The organism is Curtobacterium sp. MCBA15_008 (assembly GCF_001865065.1).
GTDB lineage: Bacteria > Actinomycetota > Actinomycetes > Actinomycetales > Microbacteriaceae > Curtobacterium.
In genome coordinates, this window is sequence record NZ_MJGN01000001.1 from 149,905 (window position 1) to 166,060 (window position 16,156).

Here is a 16,156-nt window from a genome sequence, read left to right on the forward strand (position 1 = left end):
ACCGTGCCTCCCGTCCGTCCGTCCGTCCGTCCCGGGTCGCGTCCGTTACCGGCGCGCCACCTGCGTCATGCCGGTGAAGGACACTGCACCGAGCCCCGTGACGTCGTCGTACCCCTTGGCGGTGGTGAGCGACGTGTCGTGGTCGAGCGTGACCAGGTAGTCCTTGCCCGAGGTCGCACTCGTGTAGGCCAGGGCGATCGGCGACCGCGGCGGCCGCACGTCGCTGAACGCCGTCGGTGCGGCACGGTAGGTCGCGTACAGCGTCGGGTTGGCGAACCCGAGCCGCGTGTGCGTCGACTGCTGGACGAGCGCCGACAGCGCCGCGGTCAGCGGCGAGGCCAGCGACGTGCCGCCGTACGTCTCGTTCTCGAACGCGCCGACGGCCAGCGTCGAGTCGTCCGTGATCGGGCGGATCCCGATCGAGAACCCGGTGTACGGGTCCGCGAGGGCCGCGAGGTCCGGCGAGACGCGCTTGCCACCGGCGAGCGACGCCGGGACGACGCCCTTCTGGTACGCGGGCTGGTCGAAGAGCGTGCTCCGGCCACCGCCGGCGCCACCGCCGACCAGGCCACCGGGGAGCGGCGTCGAGTAGACGTTGCCGCGGTCGCTGCTGACGATCTGGTCGAGCACGTCGCCCCACCCGGTCTCGAACGTCTTGCGGTCGTCCTTGCCGATGCCGAGGCTCGTGCCGCCGACCGAGGTCACCCACGGGCTGGACGCCGGGAAGTCGGGCTGGGCGCTGCCGAGCGCTGCGGACTCGTCGCCGTTGTCGCCGCTCGAGAAGTACAGGCCGATGCCCTCGCCGGCGGCCTGGACGTGCAGGTTCTCCTGGCCGCGGATGCTCGACAGGGGCACGTTCTCACCGATGTCGCCGTAGCTGTTGCTGACGAGGTTCGCGAGGCCCTGGTCGAGGATCTTCGACATCGCCACGTCGAGTCCGCCGCCGCAGTTCGTGCCGCCGACGTAGAGGATCTTCGCGGCCGGAGCGACGGCGTGCACGGACTGCACGTCGAGGGTCTCCTCGCCCTGCCACCCGCTCGGCTGCTGGCAGAGCGCCTGGTCGGTGAACTGCGCGGGCGAGGGGATGCGCTGGGCGAAGGTCGCGCTCGTCAGGGCCGGCTCGCCGTTCTGCACCGAGTAGCTGTTCGTGTCGTGGACGATCGACGGCGAGGCGTACGCGTCGATGATCGCCACGGTCTGGCCCTGCCCCTGGACGCCCTTCGCGGCCAGCCCGTCGACGCCGTACGCCGAACGGATCTGCTTCGGGACGTAGCCGCACGCGAACGTGTGCACGCTGGTCTTGCCGTAGGCCGCCGGCACCGTCGCGGTGTGCTGGCCGTCGTACTGCGAGCACTTCGCCTGGATGCCGGTCGGGGCCGTCGCCTGCTGCTTGAGCGAGCGGGCGGGGGTCGAGGTCGCCGGTGTCTCCCCCTGCTGGACGAGTTCCGGGTGGGTCAGCAGGCGGCCCTGGTCGACGCTGACGCCGCTGACGAGCCCGGCGACGGACGCGGGCAGGCTCGGCGCGGACGACGGCGCGACGAGGGTCCGACCCGCGTGCTGGTACTGGTGCAGCGAGACGCCGAGCACCGAGTTCACCACCGAGGCAGGACCGCGGAACACGACGTACTCGTGGCTGGCCGGCACGGCGGTGATCGAGAGGCCCTGCGCCCGCAGGAACCCGGTCACCTGGTCGGCGTCCGCCTTCGTCGGGGCGTACTTCGCGATCCACGCCGACGGGCTCAGGGGCTTTCGGTAGCGCGCGCTCCCGGGCGTCGAGACGGCGGTCGCGAGGGCCTCGGCCCCGCGCTGGTCCTGCAGCGGCAGGTACACCTCGCCCTCGACGTCGGTGCTGGCTGCGACCGTGCCGGCGTCGTTCGCGCTCGTCGCCCAGGTCGGGGTCGAGTCCGGCAGCACGTGCCGGGTCGCCGCGTCGGCCGGGCCGGCGGCGAAGAGCACGGCGCCGATGGTGCACGCCGCGGTGGTGAGCGCGATCGCGGTGGTGCGCGTCCGGCTCGTGGAGGGGGTGGTCCGACCGGGGGTCGGTGGGCGTCGTTGCACTTCGGGTCCTCTCGACGGTGAGCCCCTCGTGGTCGCGGGTCGCCGGGGCGGTCCGTTCCCAGCGGTTTCGTGGGCTGCGGTGAGGTGACTGTAATGAGTGGCGCGACGGCTCGGACAGTCGGTGGTTCCACCGACGAACCATGTCACCCGTCCGGGGGGCGAAGCTGTTGCTCCCCTCAGCCGTTCCGCCCCGCCGTTGCTGGGATCGACGGCGGCGTGCTGGGTCCCTGCCCTGAACCGGCGTGCCGGTGTTGCGCGCGGCGCGGCGGCATCGTGTGCACTTGCCGCGCTCAGCCCGTGGTGGGCTTCTCGCCCCGCTGCAGCGACTCGACGACGGCGACGGACTTGCCGACCAGGGCCGCGTCGGAGTCCGTGCCCTGCACCCGGTAGTCCGAGGCGACGCCGTCACCGCCCGTCCCCGACGCCGGCAGCGGGTCGCCGAGTGCGACGACGACCGCACCGGCGTCGTGCGCGACCTGTATCTCGCCGCTCAGGGCGGACGGGTCGGCGGCCTCGACGAGGAGCACCTTCGCGCCGGCTCGGACGAGGGTCCGGAGTGCCGCCCGCTGGTCACCGGACGGGTCCGTCGCGCCGGCCACCCGGACGTCGGGCCGGAAGCCCGCCGAGGTCAGGTCCCGCTCGAACCGGTCCGGCAGGGCGACCCCGCCGGAGGTCGGACCGGCGGTGGCGGCGGCGGGGAGCAGGACGACCCCGACCACGGCGTGCTGGTCGAACCCGCCGTCCGAACTCGTCAGGTCCGAGCTCTCGACCGGGGTGGGCGCATCGGACGTCGTGCCCTGGCACCCGGCCAGGACGAGCATCGAGCACACCGCCACGAGGGCGGCCACGGAGCGCAGCACGACGGATCCTCCAACGCTTGATCGGTCTGCCACGCTACCCGGTCCCGCCGGTCGCCGACGCCGAGCCAGAGGTCGAGCCCGACGCCGGGGGCGGCACCGGCCCGAGCCGACGGACGGCGGCGATCGCCAGGACCGCGATGACGATCATCCCCGCGAAGACGAGCGGGAACGACACCGTGCCCTCGGCGCCGCCGGTACCGATGAACAGCAGGCCGGTGACGGCGAGGCCGATCACGCTGCCCGAGGCGTCGGCGATGGTCAGGGCCGAGCTCGCGAAGCCGTCGTCGCCCTCGCGCGAGAACCGCAGCGTGAGCATCGAGGTCCGCGGGTAGATCGCGCCCATGCCGGCGCCGCCCACGAACCACCCGACGACGAGCAGCCACCACGGCAGGGCCAGGGACGCGACGGCGAGCGCGGTGAGCAGGCTGACGAGGACGAGTGCCAGACCGACGCCGAACGTGCGGGCGGCGGTGAGCCGGTCCTCCCCCAGGCGGCCGTGCACCCACGACGCTCCGGCCCAGCTCAGCGCGGCGACGGTGAGCGCGAGCCCGGCGGCCGATGCCGAGAGTCCGTCCTTCGCCTGCAGCAGGAACGGCACGTACGCCTCGCTGCCGAAGAACGCCGCCGCGACGAGCCCGCGGAGCAGGACCACCGACGACAACCCCGGAGCGGCGCGGAAGGTCCCGGCGGGCAGCAGCGGGCGCAGGGCGAACCACGTGCCGACGAGTCCGACCACGACGGCCGCCACCCGGGCCCAGGCGCCGAGGTCCGGAGCGATGTTGAGCAGCAGGATCGCGACCGCGGCGCCGACCGACCACGCGATGCGGGCACGCTGCCACGGCGGTCGGAGCGACGCGGCCGGCGGGTGCAGGCGGCCGAGGGTGGGGACGAGCAGGGCGAAGGCGCCGAGGGCGATCACGAGCGCGCCGGCGAAGACCCAGTGCCAGTTCCAGACGTCGGTGACGATGCCCGCCAGGGCCGGACCGACGAGCGCTGGCACCACCCAGGCGGCGGCGAACCCGGCGAACACCGGGCCGTGCAGCTCGGCGGGGAAGATGCGGGCGACGAGCACGTAGAGGACGACGTCGATCGCGCCGGCCCCGAAGCCCTCGACCAGTCGACCGGCGAGGAAGACCTCCATCGTCGGCGCGAGCATCACCACCGCGGTCCCCACGGCGAACAGGGCGGCGGACACCCACGCGACGACCCGGCCGCCGGCGCGGTCGGTCCAATTGCCGGCGAGCACCATGCCCGGCACGCCGGCCGCCAACGGTGCAGCGAAGGCGAGGGCGTAGAGGGTCTCGCCGTCGAGGTCGCGGCTGATCTCCGGCATGACGGTCGTCATCGCCAGGTTCTGGAACGCGGCGACGGCGACGATCGCGACCATGCCGACGGTGGCGAGGGCGTACGGTCCGCTGAACAGACTCGTCCTCGTCGCCGCGGTGCTCACCCGATCATCGTAGGGCGAGCCCGCGACGTCGGCGCGTGCGCGCCGTCCGTCAGCGCGCGAGCGCCTGCTGCAGGTCCGCCACCAGGTCGCCGGCGTCCTCGATGCCGACCGACAGCCGGACGACGTTCTCCGGCACGGCGAGCTCGGTGCCCTTCACCGACGCGTGCGTCATCTCCGACGGGTACCCGATGAGCGACTCGACGCCACCGAGGGACTCGGCGAGCGCGAACAGCTCGGTCGACTCCGCGAACCGCCGTGCGGCCGACGGCCCACCGGACAGCGCCACCGAGAGCATCCCGCCGAAGCCCCGCATCTGCCGGGCGGCGATCTCGTGCCCCGGGTGGTCGGACAGCCCCGGGTAGTAGACGCGCTCGACGCCCGGCGCGGCGACGAGCGCCTCGGCCACGGCCTGCGCGTTCAGCGAGTGCCGCTCCATCCGGACCGCGAGCGTCTTGATGCCGCGGGTCGTGAGGAACGCGTCGAACGGCGACGAGATCGCCCCGGCGCCGAACTGCAGGAACTGCACCTTCGCCGCGAGCTCCTCGTCGGCGAGCACCACGGCACCGCCCACCACGTCCGAGTGGCCGCCGAGGTACTTCGTGGTCGAGTACACGACCACGTCGGCCCCGAGCGCGAGCGGCTGCTGCAGCGCCGGCGAGGCGAACGTGTTGTCGACGACGACGAGCGCACCGGCCTCGTGCCCGAGGGTCGCGAGGGCGGCGATGTCCGCGATCTTCATGAGCGGGTTGGTCGGGGTCTCCACCCAGAGCACCGTCTGCGCCGGAGCGCCCTCGAGCGCGGCGCGCACCTGGTCGAGCTCGCTCATGTCCACGACGACCAGCTCGACGCCCCACGGCACGTGCAGGCGGCTGACCAGGCGGTGCGTGCCGCCGTAGACGTCGTTGCCCATCACGACGCGGGCGCCCGGGGCGAGCGCGGCACGGAGCAGGGCGTCCTCCGCCGCCAGACCGGAGGCGAACGAGTACGCGGCGATGCCGCCGTCGAGGTCCGCCAGGAGCGTCTGCAGCGAGTCGCGCGTCGGGTTGCCCGCCCGCGAGTACTCGTAGCCGTTCCGCATGCCTCCGATGCCGTCCTGCACGTACGTCGACGTCAGGTGGATCGGCGGGATGACGGCGCCGGTGGGGCCGTCGGGCTCCTGGCCGGCGTGGATGGCGCGGGTGCTGAACTCGGTCATGCGGGCGGGTTCCTTACTCGGGAGCGGTCGGGCGACCGGTCACTCGGACAGGTAGGTCATTCAGACAGGCCGGTCACTCGGACAGGTAGGTGAGGAGGTCGTGGCGGGTGAGGACCGTGACGGGCTTGCCGTCGGCGACCACGAGCAGCGCGTCGACGGACTCGAGGGCGCGGCGTGCGGACGACACGGACTCGCCGACGCCGATGAGCGGCAGCGGGTCGCCGACGAACCCGGTCAGGGCGTCCGCCATCTTCGCGGCGCCGGTGAAGACCTGCTCGAGCAGCGCCTTCTCCTCCACCGCGCCGACGACCTCGCCGATGACGACGGGCGGCTCGGCGCTCAGCACGGGCATCTGCGAGACGCCGTACTTCGTCATGATGTCGACGACCTCGCGCACGGTGTCGGACGGGTGCGCGTGGACGAGGTCCGGCAGCCGGCCGTCCTTGCCCGCGATGAGCGAGCCGACGGTCCGCTCGTCGTCCGTCTCGGCGAAGCCGTACGAGCGCATCCACCGGTCGTTGAAGATCTTGCCGAGGTAGCCGCGGCCGCCGTCCGGCAGGAGCACCACGACCACGTCGTCCTCGGTCAGGTCGCGGGCCGCACGGAGCGCGGCGACGACCGCCATGCCGCTCGAGCCACCGACGAGCAGCCCTTCCTCGCGCGCGAGCCGCCGGGTCATCGCGAACGAGTCGGCGTCGGACACGGCGATGATCTCGTCCGGCACGCCGGCGTCGTACGCGCCGGGCCAGAAGTCCTCGCCGACGCCCTCCACCAGGTACGGGCGCCCGGTGCCACCGGAGTAGACGGACCCCTCGGGGTCGGCGCCGACGATCCGGACGCGGCCGTCCGACGCCTCCTTCAGGAAGCGTCCGGTGCCGGAGATGGTGCCACCGGTGCCGACGCCCGCGACGAAGTGCGTGACGCGTTCCTCGGTATCGCGCCAGATCTCCGGACCGGTGGTCTCGTAGTGGCTGCGCGGGCCGTTCGGGTTCGCGTACTGGTTCGGCTTGTACGCCCCGGGGATCTCGCGGACGAGCCGGTCGGACACCGAGTAGTAGGACTCGGGGTGCTCCGGGGGCACGGCGGTGGGCGTCACGACGATCTCGGCGCCGTACGCCGTCAGCACGTTGCGCTTGTCCTCGCCGACCTTGTCGGGCAGCACGAACACGCACCGGTAGCCGCGCTGCTGCGCGACGAGCGCGAGCCCGACGCCGGTGTTGCCGGAGGTCGGCTCGACGATGGTGCCGCCCGGGCCGAGTTCGCCGGAGGCCTCGGCCGCGTCGAGGATGCGGGTGGCGATCCGGTCCTTCGAGGACCCGCCGGGGTTGAGGTACTCGACCTTGACGAGCACGGTCGCGCGCACCCCCTCGGTCACCCGGTTGAGCTTGACCAGCGGGGTGTCGCCGACGAGGTCGATGACGGAGTTCGCGTAACGCACCCGTCGATCCTAGGCGGCGGACACCGTCCGCTGCTGGGATGCGACGTGCGCGGACACCGCGGCCGAGACCTCCTGCCGCCGCCGGTCGATGACGTCGCCCATGTCCCGCGCCAACGCCGGGGTCCCCCGGACGATCTGGTCGAGCGCCGTGGCGGGCACGACCAGCACCGCGACCTCGGTGAGGGCGTACGCGCTCGTGAGCAGCGCCTCCCGGGTCAACGCCGTCTGCCCGACGTAGTCGCCGGCCTCGACGCGGGTCGCGGGCAGCTCGGCGTCCTCGAACGGGACCCGCAGGTCGACGCTCCCCGACAGCACGAACCGGACCGCGTCCGGCACCGTGCCGGCGGTGAGGATCGTCTCCCCCGCCGCGTAGCGCTCCAGCCGGGTGACCGGTGCCAGGGCCGCCACGTCGTCGCCCGTCAGGTACAGGGTCGCGGCGATCGTCTCGACGGCGGCGTCGCGCCGTTCGTCGGTGACGAAGTCGTCGGTGGTGTCGCCGTCCAGCCCGAGGCCGGCGCGACGCGCCGCGTACCAGAGCCACATCCGGAACTGGGCGAGCGCGTCGCCCTCCTGCGACGGGCCCCGGACCTCGAACGCCAGCGAGTACCCGGCGCCACCCGTCGGGACGGCCACCGGCTGCGTGCCCGGGTACCGCTGCGGCAGGCCGGACGCGACCCGCTGGAGCAGCGCGACCACGGCCGCCGGTGGGTCGTCCGTCGTGAACGTGACGTCCGTCGTGACCGGGAACGTGCCTCCCGTCCGGCTGAGGTTCGTGAAGGACGCGCCCGCCAGCGACGAGTTCGGCATGATCAGGATCCCGGCGCCCGTGTCGATGTGCACCGACCGCCAGTTCACCTCGACGACCCGGCCCCGCACCCCGCCGGTGTCCAGCCAGTCGCCCAACCGGAACGGCTGCTCGAAGAGCAGGAACAGGCCGGCGATGACCGGGCCGACCGCGGACTGCAGCGCGAGGCCGATGACGAGCGACCCGACGCCGAGGGCGGTGAAGATCCCGCCGACGTCGGCGCCCCACACGATCTTGAACACGAGCGCCAGCCCGAGGGCGATGAGCACGATGCGGGCGATGTCCACGAAGATCGACGGGATCTTCTCGCGCCAGCTGCCCTTCCGGGCGTTCGTGAACAGGACGATGTTGAGGCCGTTCAGCACGAACACGATGATGAGGAAGCCGAGCACCGTGCCGATGACCTGGTTCGCCACCGGCTTGCCCGGGTCCACGGCGTCGGTCACCTGGACGGACAGGACGAGGATCGCGATGATCGGCACGACGGCGTTCCGGAGCAGCCCGACCACCTTGTGCATCGCGTTGCCGCGACGCTCCAGGTTCGACTGCAGCTCGGTCAGGACCAGCAGCACGAGCGGCAGCCCGACGATGACGCTGATCGCCGGCCAGAACCACGCCTGCTCCCAGAACGCGGTCACGACACCGCTCCCGACGTGCGCTCGAGCTTCCAGATCCGCTGCGGACCGGCCTGGGTCTGCACCTCGCCGGCGTCCTGCACGCCGGCCCGGTCGCCGAGCTTGTCGACCACCCGCTGCGTCGCGTAGACCCCAGGCGCCGGTGCGATGCCCTGCACCCGGTACGCCAGGCTCACGGCGTCGCCCCACATGTCGTAGACGATGCTCGACCGGCCGACGAGCCCGCTCGTGACCTGACCGGTGTCGATCCCGGCGCGCAGGCCGATCTTCGCGCCGTGCTGCGCGTTGAAGCGTTCGAGCACGCCCTGGGCCTCCTCCGCCCAGTCGACGACCCGGCGGACGTTGTCCACGCGCGGCACGCTCAGTCCGCAGCTGGCGAGGTAGCCGCTGCGGGTCGTGCGGACCCGCTCGATGCCGTGTCGTCCTGCGGCCTCGTCGAGGGAGCGCCAGACGTCGTTGACGAGCGACAGCGACTCCTCCGCCGTCAGGTCCGCCGCGAACTCGTCGAAGCCGGTGATGTCGGCGTACACGACCGCGACGTCCTGGTGGTCCGCCGCGATCGTCTCGTCGCCCTGCTTGTAGCGGCGGGCGACCTCCTCCGGCATCAGGGTGAGCAGCAGCGTGTCGTTCTGTCGCCGCTGCTCGTCGAGGAGGTCCTGCTTCACCTGCAGGCTCCGGCTCATGTCGTTGAACGCCAGGCCGAGGTCGCCGATCTCGTCGCCGGCCTTCGTCTGCACCTCGACCCCGAGGTCACCCGAGCTCACCCGGTTCACCGCGGTCTGCAGCCGTCGGATCGGCCGGACGAACACCTGCGCGAGCAGCAGGGACAGCAGGCTGACCAGCACGATGATGCCGACGAGCGCGAGACCGATGTTCCGGGCGAAGTCGTTCACCGGCGCGAACGCCTCCGACGAGTCCATCTGCGCGACCACCACCCAGCGCAGTCCGTCGACCTCGAGCGGGGCGTAGGCGGACAGCACCTCCTTGCCCCGGTAGTCGGTCGAGATCATTGTGCCGGTCTTGCCCTGCAGCGCCCGACTGACCGGGGTGGTGTTCACCTCCTGCAGCAGGACCGACCCCTTGACGGCCACCTCGCGCTTGGCGGTCGCCGGAGCAGTCCCGGCCGAGACCACGTCGCGCCGGTACTGCTCCGGGTGCTGGAGCAGCTGGCGCGGGTACGACCGCATCAGGCTGTCGTCGCCGACCAGGTACGACTCCCCGGTGTCCCCGAGGCCGTCGTCCTTCCACTGCTCGTTGCCCGTCATCACCTGGTTGATGAGGTCGATCGGCACCTGGACCGCCATCACGCCGATGACCTTGCCGTCCTCGCCCACCGGGGACATCACCCAGAGCGTCGGCACGTTCAGGCTCGGCACGTACCGGGCGAAGTCCGTCACCACGAAGTCGTCGGCGCTCGTCAACTGCAGCGCCTGCTCGTAGCCGGTCGCCAGGTTCGAGTCGCGGAACGGGCCGTCGTCGAGGTTCGTGCCGAGGTCGGCCCCCGAGTACGCCGAGTACACGACGTCGCCGTCGGTGTTCATCAGGAGCAGGTCCTCGTAGCCCGCAGACTCGACGGCCTGCCGGAAGTACGACTGGTACTCGGCGTGCGCCGTCGACCACGCGCTGCCGTCCCCGGCGTCGTCCTGCACGATCGCCTTGTCGTAGTCGGTGAACGGTGCCGTGTACCGCGCCTGCAGGTACGCCTGCGGGTCCTCGGTCGGGGCGAACTGGTCCGGGTTCGCCGACCCGCCGTTCCGCTCGTCGAGCTGCGGCACGAAGCTGTCGCGGTACCAGGCGTCGACCTTCGCGTGGTCGTCGTCCGACACCGGACGCGACTGCAGCTCGTCCCACCCGGACTCGAAGGCCTTCGTCGCGCCGATGACGCTCGCGTTCCGCGTCTGCGACACCACCGTCTGGGTGAACTGGCCGAACGAGCGCTTCAGCTCGGTCGTGCGGCTCTCGCGGAGCGAGGTGACCTGGTTGAACGCGGCGGTCTCGAGCGAGGCGCGACCGTTCAGGTACCCGACGACGCCCACCACCAGGGCGGCGACGATGCTCACGGCCAGGAGCATCACGAGCAGCTTCGACTGGATGTCCAGCGTCCCGCTCGTGAGGAACGCGCGGAACTTCCCCCTCCGTCGTGGCGCGTCCTCGACGACGCGAGGAGCACCGGGACTCGCCGGGCCCGTGGGCGGGATGGGGTCGGACGGTGGGACAGCTGTCACTTCGGACTCCGCTCAGGGCACGGGGTGCTCGCGATCGTGTTCGCGCTCTCCGGACAACTGCTACCACGCGAGCAACGCTCGCGTCATCATCGGTGCCGTTTTCGTACCGGCCTGGAGGCGCGGGGCGGCGCCGACCCGCGCCTCCAGTCCGTCTCGTGGGACGCGAGCCGCTCGCGCTCGAGCGTCGGGATGCACGCCGCACGCCGCCACGCAGCGCGCCGCCACGGCACGCGCGGACCGCGCCACGTCAGCTGCCGAGTGCGTCCGCCGGGGCGTTCTGCTGCCGGTGCAGCGTCGCGTAGATGCCGTCGCGGCCGAGCAGCTCCTCGTGGCTGCCCTGCTCGACGATCTGGCCGTGGTCGAGGACGAAGATGACGTCCGCGTCACGGATCGTCGACAGCCGGTGCGCGATCGAGATCGTCGTCCGCCCCGCGGCGGCCGTGTCGAGTGCCGTCTGCACCACGCGCTCCGAGATGGAGTCGAGCGCGCTCGTGGCCTCGTCGAGGACGAGCACCGGCGGGTCCTTCAGCAGCACCCGTGCGATCGCGATGCGCTGCTTCTCGCCGCCGGACAACCGGTACCCGCGCTCCCCCACGACGGTGTCGTACCCGTCCGGGAACGACGCGATCGTCTCGTGGATGTTGGCCGCCCGCGCCGCCTGCTCGAGTTCCTCGTCGGTGGCGTCCGGCTTCGCGTAGCGCAGGTTGTCGCCGATCGTGGCGTGGAACAGGTAGGTCTCCTGGGAGACGATGCCGACGTGGCGCATGAGGTCCTCGTGCACGATGTCCCGGACGTCCTGCCCGGCGAACCGGACCGAACCCGCCGTCGCCTCGTAGAGCCGCGGCACCAGGTACGACACCGTCGTCTTGCCCGCGCCCGAGGGGCCGACGAACGCTGCGAACTGTCCGGGCTGGAGCTCGAACGACACCCCGCGGAGGGTCGGCTTGTCGGCCTCGCCGTCCGGGTAGGTGAACGTGACGTCCTCGAACGCGACGTGCCCGACGCGCGACTCGTCCACCGGCTTCGCCGTCGGTGAGTCCGTGATCGCCGGCTCGAGGTCCATGTACTCGAAGATGCGGGCGAACAGTGCCCCGGAGGTCTGCAGGTCGAGCACCACCCGGAGGAGGCCGACGGTCGGGAAGAGCAACCGGGACTGCACGGTCGTGAACGCCACGATCGTGCCCGCGGTGATCGGGACGTCGCCGATGATGAGGAACGCGGCGACGACGTAGATGATCGCCGGGATGATCGACAGGAAGATCTGCACGATCGCGAAGAACCACTGGCCGGACATCTGCTGGCGGACCTGCAGCCGGATCTGGTTCCGGTTCTCGGCGCCGTACCGCTGGGTCTCGCTGCGCTGCTGGTTGAAGCTCTTCGCGAGCAGGATGCCGGAGACGCTCAGGGCCTCCTGCGTGATCGCCGTCATGTCCGACAGCGACTCCTGCGTCTCGCCGGCGATGCGTGCGCGGACCTGTCCGACCCGGCGCTGCGCGATGACGAGGAGCGGCAGCAGCACGACCGCCACCAGGGTCATCTGCCAGCTCAGCAGCAGCATCGCGACCACCGCGGCGATCACCGTCACGGTGTTGCCGAGCACGGACGAGATGGTGTTGTTCAGCACGCTGGCGACCCCGCCGACGTCGTTCTGCAACCGCGACTGGATCACGCCGGTCTTCGTGCGGGTGAAGAACGCCAGCTCCATGCGCTGCAGGTGCCCGAAGAGCCGCATGCGCATCGAGCCCATGACCTTGTTGCCGACCGTCGCCGTCAGGTAGGTCTGCCAGACGCCGACCCCGGCGCTCGCGATCCACAGCGCGACCATCGCGCTGACGAGTTCGTAGAGCACGGGCAGGTTCGGCCCGCGGCCGTCCTTCGGGAAGAGGCCCTCGTCGAACGCCTTCTGCGTGAGGAGCGGCGGGATCACCGAGATCGCCGCGCCCACCAGCACGAGCACCACCGTGAGCATGATCGCGTTCCGGTGCGGCACGAACAGCCCCGAGATCCGCTTGACGAGGTTGGGGATCCGGGGCGCCTCGGCGTTGGCGGCCTTCTGCGCCGCGAAGTCGCCGCTCGAGATGCGACCGCCACCGCGGCCACCACCACCACCGCCCCCGCCGCGCATCCCGCCGCCGTGCATGCTCATGGAGCCAACCTAGCCCCGGGGTGCGACGTCGGCCGTCCCTGCTCATTTGACCCTGTTCAGGGGGCATGCGACGATTTGCCGTCCCCATCCCCGCACCACTCGAGGTCCCATGACGTCCGCGTCCACCCGCCCCACGTCCCTCCGCACGCAGCTCGCACGCCGCAAGCCGATCGAGCAGCTGCAGGCCGAGGCCTCGGCAGGGGTGGACGGCGAACCGCTCCGGCGCTCGCTCGGGGTCTGGCACCTGACGATGATCAGCGTCGGTGCGACGCTCGGCACCGGCATCCTGGTCGTCCTCGGCACCGCCGTGCCGCTCGCCGGGCCCGCCGTCTGGATCTCCTTCGTGCTCGCCGGGATCGCCGCGCTGCTCTCCGCGCTCTCGTACGCCGAGATGGCCGGCGCGGTGCCGACCTCCGGGTCGAGCTACTCGTACACCTACGCCACGATGGGCGAGGGGATCGCCTGGGTGTGCGGCTGGTGCCTCGTGCTCGAGTACGCCGTGTCGGTCGCCGCCGTCGCGGTCGGCGCGAGCGAGTACGTCGACGAGACCCTGCGGGTGTTCGGGCTGCACCTCCCCGCCGCGCTCTCGGCACCTCCGGGCGACGGCGGCGTGGTGAACCTGCCGGCCGCCGTCCTGGTGCTCCTCGCCACAGCGATCCTGCTGCCCGGCGCGCGGGAGAGCGCCTGGGTGAACACCGTCATGGTGCTCGTGAAGATCGCCCTGCTCGTGTTCTTCGTCGTGGTCGCGTTCTGGGCGTTCCAGGCGCAGAACTTCGAGCCGCTCGCGCCGATGGGCGCCGCCGGGGTCACGGCCGCGGCGTCCCGCCTGTTCTTCTCGTACATCGGGTTCGACGCGGCGTCCACCGCGGGCGAAGAGGCGAAGAACCCCCGCCGCGACCTCCCCCGCGCCATCATCGGCTCGATCGTGCTGATCACCACGCTCTACATCCTCGTCGCGATCGCCGCGATCGGAGCTCGCTCGTGGACGCAGTTCTCGTCGTCCGAGGCGTCCCTCGTGCGGATCGTCGTCGACGTCACCGGCCAGCCGGTCGTGGCGCTCGTGTTCTCGATCGGTGCCGTCGTCGCGATCGCCAGCGTCGTCCTCACCGTGCTCTACGGGCAGACCCGCATCCTGTTGACCATGGCCCGGGACGGCCTCGTGCCGAAGGTCTTCGGCAAGGTCTCTCGCCGCACCGGGACCCCGATCTGGAACACGCTCATCATCGGGCTCGTCGTCACCGTGGTCTCCGCACTCGTGCCGCTCGGGGAGCTCGCCGACGCGACGAGCATCGGCACGCTCGTGGCGTTCGCCCTCGTCAACGTCTCAGTCATCGTGCTCCGCCGCACGCAGCCCGGACTCGAGCGGTCCTACCGCGTGCCGCTGTTCCCCGTCGTGCCGGTCGTCGGGGCGCTCTGCTGCGTGCTCCTCGCGGTGTTCCTCGGCGTCGGGACGTGGATCGCGTTCGGCATCTGGATGGTCGCCGGCGCGGTGCTGTACCTGGCCTACGGCCGCCGCCACAGCACGCTGCGCTGACGCGCGCTACGGGGGCGGTCCCGCACGCGGCGCGCGGCGCGCGGCGGCCCCGATTCGCGAAAGCGACAGTTGGCTGCGGAACTTCCGCGCGCATCTGTCGCTTCGCCGGGAGGAACGGTGACCGTTCCGCGAGATCTGTCGCGCAGCGAGTCGGCCGGGGTGCGCGCGGGGCGCTCGCTCCTCACCGACACGGGACACCGTGCTGCCGGAGATGGGTGCGGAGGCGCTCCGGATCGGCACAGTGCGCCCAGTGCACACGCACGAACCTGCGGACCTCCCGACGACTTCGGATCCGGTCTTCGCGCTGCTTCTCGATCCACAGCGCTTCGGACCCGCTTCGGCCATGCAGCATCGCCGGGTCCTCGTACTTCTGCCGACCGTCGAACTCGATCACGATGCCCTGCCGCGGCAGCCAGAAGTCGACCCGGTCGACGGCGCCGTCCACGCCGACGAACTCGTGCTGCGGTTCCATGTCCGGGCACCCGAGCTCGGCCGCACGCGCTGCGAAGTAGGACTCGCCCACCGACTCGTGGCGAACGTCGCAGATCTCCAACGCGTGCTCGAGCCGGACCGCGCCCCACGGACCCGCAACCAGCGCCAGGCGCTCGAGGTCTTCGTGCGTTACTCCGTTGCGGAGCGCGTGGTCCAGCCCGACGACCGCCGCGGCCAGGGGTCCTCGACGGGCGAGCTCGATCGTCGTCTGCGCGAGATCGGTGTACTCGACACCGTGGAACCGGCGCCCCGACACGAGCGAAGACCCGGCGTGCATCGTCAGTCCGGCACGGCGGAGATCATGTTCCAGCCCGAGCACGTTCGCATGGACGCGCTCCGGCCACGGGTCGAGACGAGGTGCCCCGAAGATCGCAGCCGCCGAGTCGAGCGACCACACGGCGCCTTCGCGGAGCAGCGGGAGTGCGGCACGCATGCGGACGAGGTGTCGGCTCAGGCCGTCGAGTGCGTCCCACGCCGAGCGTTCGACGTAGACGCCATGGCGCACGCGGACGAGTTCGCCGGCCAGCTTGCGGCGCTGCAGCTGTCGTGCGGCTGCGCGCTCGAGTTTGTTCGTCCGGAACAGTGCGATGGCATTGGCGGGGTGCATCGCAGCACTCTGTCGCCCAGCGCAACCAATGCCGGCGTCGTTCGCCGATCTGTGGAAAACCCACGTGCCTCCAGGCAGCCGGCCGGCGATGCGGAAGCGACCAACCTCGGGAAGCGGGCACCGTCAGAGGCGCCGAAGCGACAAGAAGCCGTGATCCTTTCGGGCCCATCTGTCGCTTTCGCGAAAGCGACAGAAAGCGGCCCGGCCCGCACCGCGCTCGCACCGCACCGCACCCCGCACACGACGAAGGCCGCCACCCCCGGAGGGGCAGCGGCCTTCGCGCAGAGTTGCGCAGTACTTACGCGAGCTCGATCGTGGCGCCGGCGGCCTCGAGGGCCTCCTTCGCCTTGTCGGCCGTCTCCTTGTTGACACCCTCGAGGATCTTGGCGTCAGCGGTCTCGACGAGCGCCTTGGCCTCACCGAGGCCGAGCGACGTCAGGCCACGGACCTCCTTGATGACCTGGATCTTCTTGTCACCGGCCGACTTGAGCACGACGTCGAACTCGGTCTTCTCCTCGACCTCCTCGGCGGGGGCAGCAGCGCCACCGACCGCGGCAGCGGCGACGGGGGCAGCAGCGGTGACCTCGAAGACCTCTTCGAACTTCTTCACGAAGTCCGAGAGCTCGATGAGCGTGAGCTCCTTGAAGGCCTCGATGAGCTCGTCCTGCGAAAGCTTCGCCATGATTTTCTCCTACTACTAGCTAGTACGTG

At 71.5% G+C, this 16,156-nt stretch carries 11 protein-coding genes; 1 reads left to right on the forward strand and 10 read right to left on the reverse strand.

The genetic code is table 11. The features are described 5' to 3' along the window. Nucleotides 1–45: 45 nt before the first annotated feature. The 8 genes from BIU96_RS00645 to BIU96_RS00680 all read right to left on the reverse strand — a co-directional run bounded on the left by BIU96_RS00645 (nucleotide 46) and on the right by BIU96_RS00680 (nucleotide 12,812). Nucleotides 46–2,058, reverse strand: a complete 2,013-nt coding sequence (locus BIU96_RS00645) for a protease pro-enzyme activation domain-containing protein (RefSeq protein ID WP_254785863.1) — start codon at nucleotides 2,056–2,058, stop codon at nucleotides 46–48. A gap of 290 nt (nucleotides 2,059–2,348) precedes the next feature. After that, a complete protein-coding gene (locus tag BIU96_RS00650) occupies nucleotides 2,349–2,918 on the reverse strand; it encodes a hypothetical protein (protein WP_071290679.1) in 570 nt (189 codons plus the stop codon). A 34-nt stretch (nucleotides 2,919–2,952) separates the two neighbouring features. Then, on the reverse strand, nucleotides 2,953–4,368 hold the full coding sequence (locus BIU96_RS00655; RefSeq protein WP_139199655.1) for an MFS transporter: 1,416 nt from the start codon (nucleotides 4,366–4,368) through the stop codon (nucleotides 2,953–2,955). 49 nt (nucleotides 4,369–4,417) lie between these two features. Further along, a complete protein-coding gene (locus BIU96_RS00660; RefSeq protein ID WP_071290680.1) occupies nucleotides 4,418–5,563 on the reverse strand; it encodes a cystathionine gamma-synthase in 1,146 nt (381 codons plus the stop codon). Between the two features lie 73 nt (nucleotides 5,564–5,636). Then, nucleotides 5,637–7,001: a cystathionine beta-synthase gene (locus tag BIU96_RS00665; RefSeq protein ID WP_071290681.1), complete on the reverse strand. Its 1,365-nt coding sequence runs from the start codon at nucleotides 6,999–7,001 to the stop codon at nucleotides 5,637–5,639. A 9-nt stretch (nucleotides 7,002–7,010) separates the two neighbouring features. Further along, nucleotides 7,011–8,444 carry a mechanosensitive ion channel domain-containing protein gene (locus tag BIU96_RS00670; protein ID WP_071290682.1) on the reverse strand — a complete coding sequence of 478 codons (1,434 nt, stop codon included), beginning with the start codon at nucleotides 8,442–8,444 and terminating at the stop codon, nucleotides 7,011–7,013. Next, nucleotides 8,441–10,666: an adenylate/guanylate cyclase domain-containing protein gene (locus BIU96_RS00675; RefSeq protein WP_083402541.1), complete on the reverse strand. Its 2,226-nt coding sequence runs from the start codon at nucleotides 10,664–10,666 to the stop codon at nucleotides 8,441–8,443. Before BIU96_RS00675 ends, BIU96_RS00670 begins: the two co-directional genes overlap by 4 nt. A 247-nt stretch (nucleotides 10,667–10,913) precedes the next feature. Further along, nucleotides 10,914–12,812, reverse strand: a complete 1,899-nt coding sequence (locus BIU96_RS00680) for an ABC transporter ATP-binding protein (protein ID WP_254785866.1) — start codon at nucleotides 12,810–12,812, stop codon at nucleotides 10,914–10,916. A gap of 109 nt (nucleotides 12,813–12,921) precedes the next feature. Here BIU96_RS00680 and BIU96_RS00685 point away from each other — a divergent pair, with 109 nt between their 5' ends. Further along, nucleotides 12,922–14,346: an amino acid permease gene (locus BIU96_RS00685; RefSeq protein ID WP_071290683.1), complete on the forward strand. Its 1,425-nt coding sequence runs from the start codon at nucleotides 12,922–12,924 to the stop codon at nucleotides 14,344–14,346. A 181-nt stretch (nucleotides 14,347–14,527) separates the two neighbouring features. Here the strand turns inward: BIU96_RS00685 and BIU96_RS00690 are convergent, their stop codons facing one another. Further along, entirely contained in the window at nucleotides 14,528–15,445 is a 918-nt protein-coding gene (locus BIU96_RS00690; protein ID WP_071290684.1) for a hypothetical protein, read from the reverse strand. A gap of 298 nt (nucleotides 15,446–15,743) precedes the next feature. Then, entirely contained in the window at nucleotides 15,744–16,127 is a 384-nt protein-coding gene (gene rplL, locus BIU96_RS00695; RefSeq protein WP_071290685.1) for a 50S ribosomal protein L7/L12, read from the reverse strand. Nucleotides 16,128–16,156: the final 29 nt, after the last annotated feature.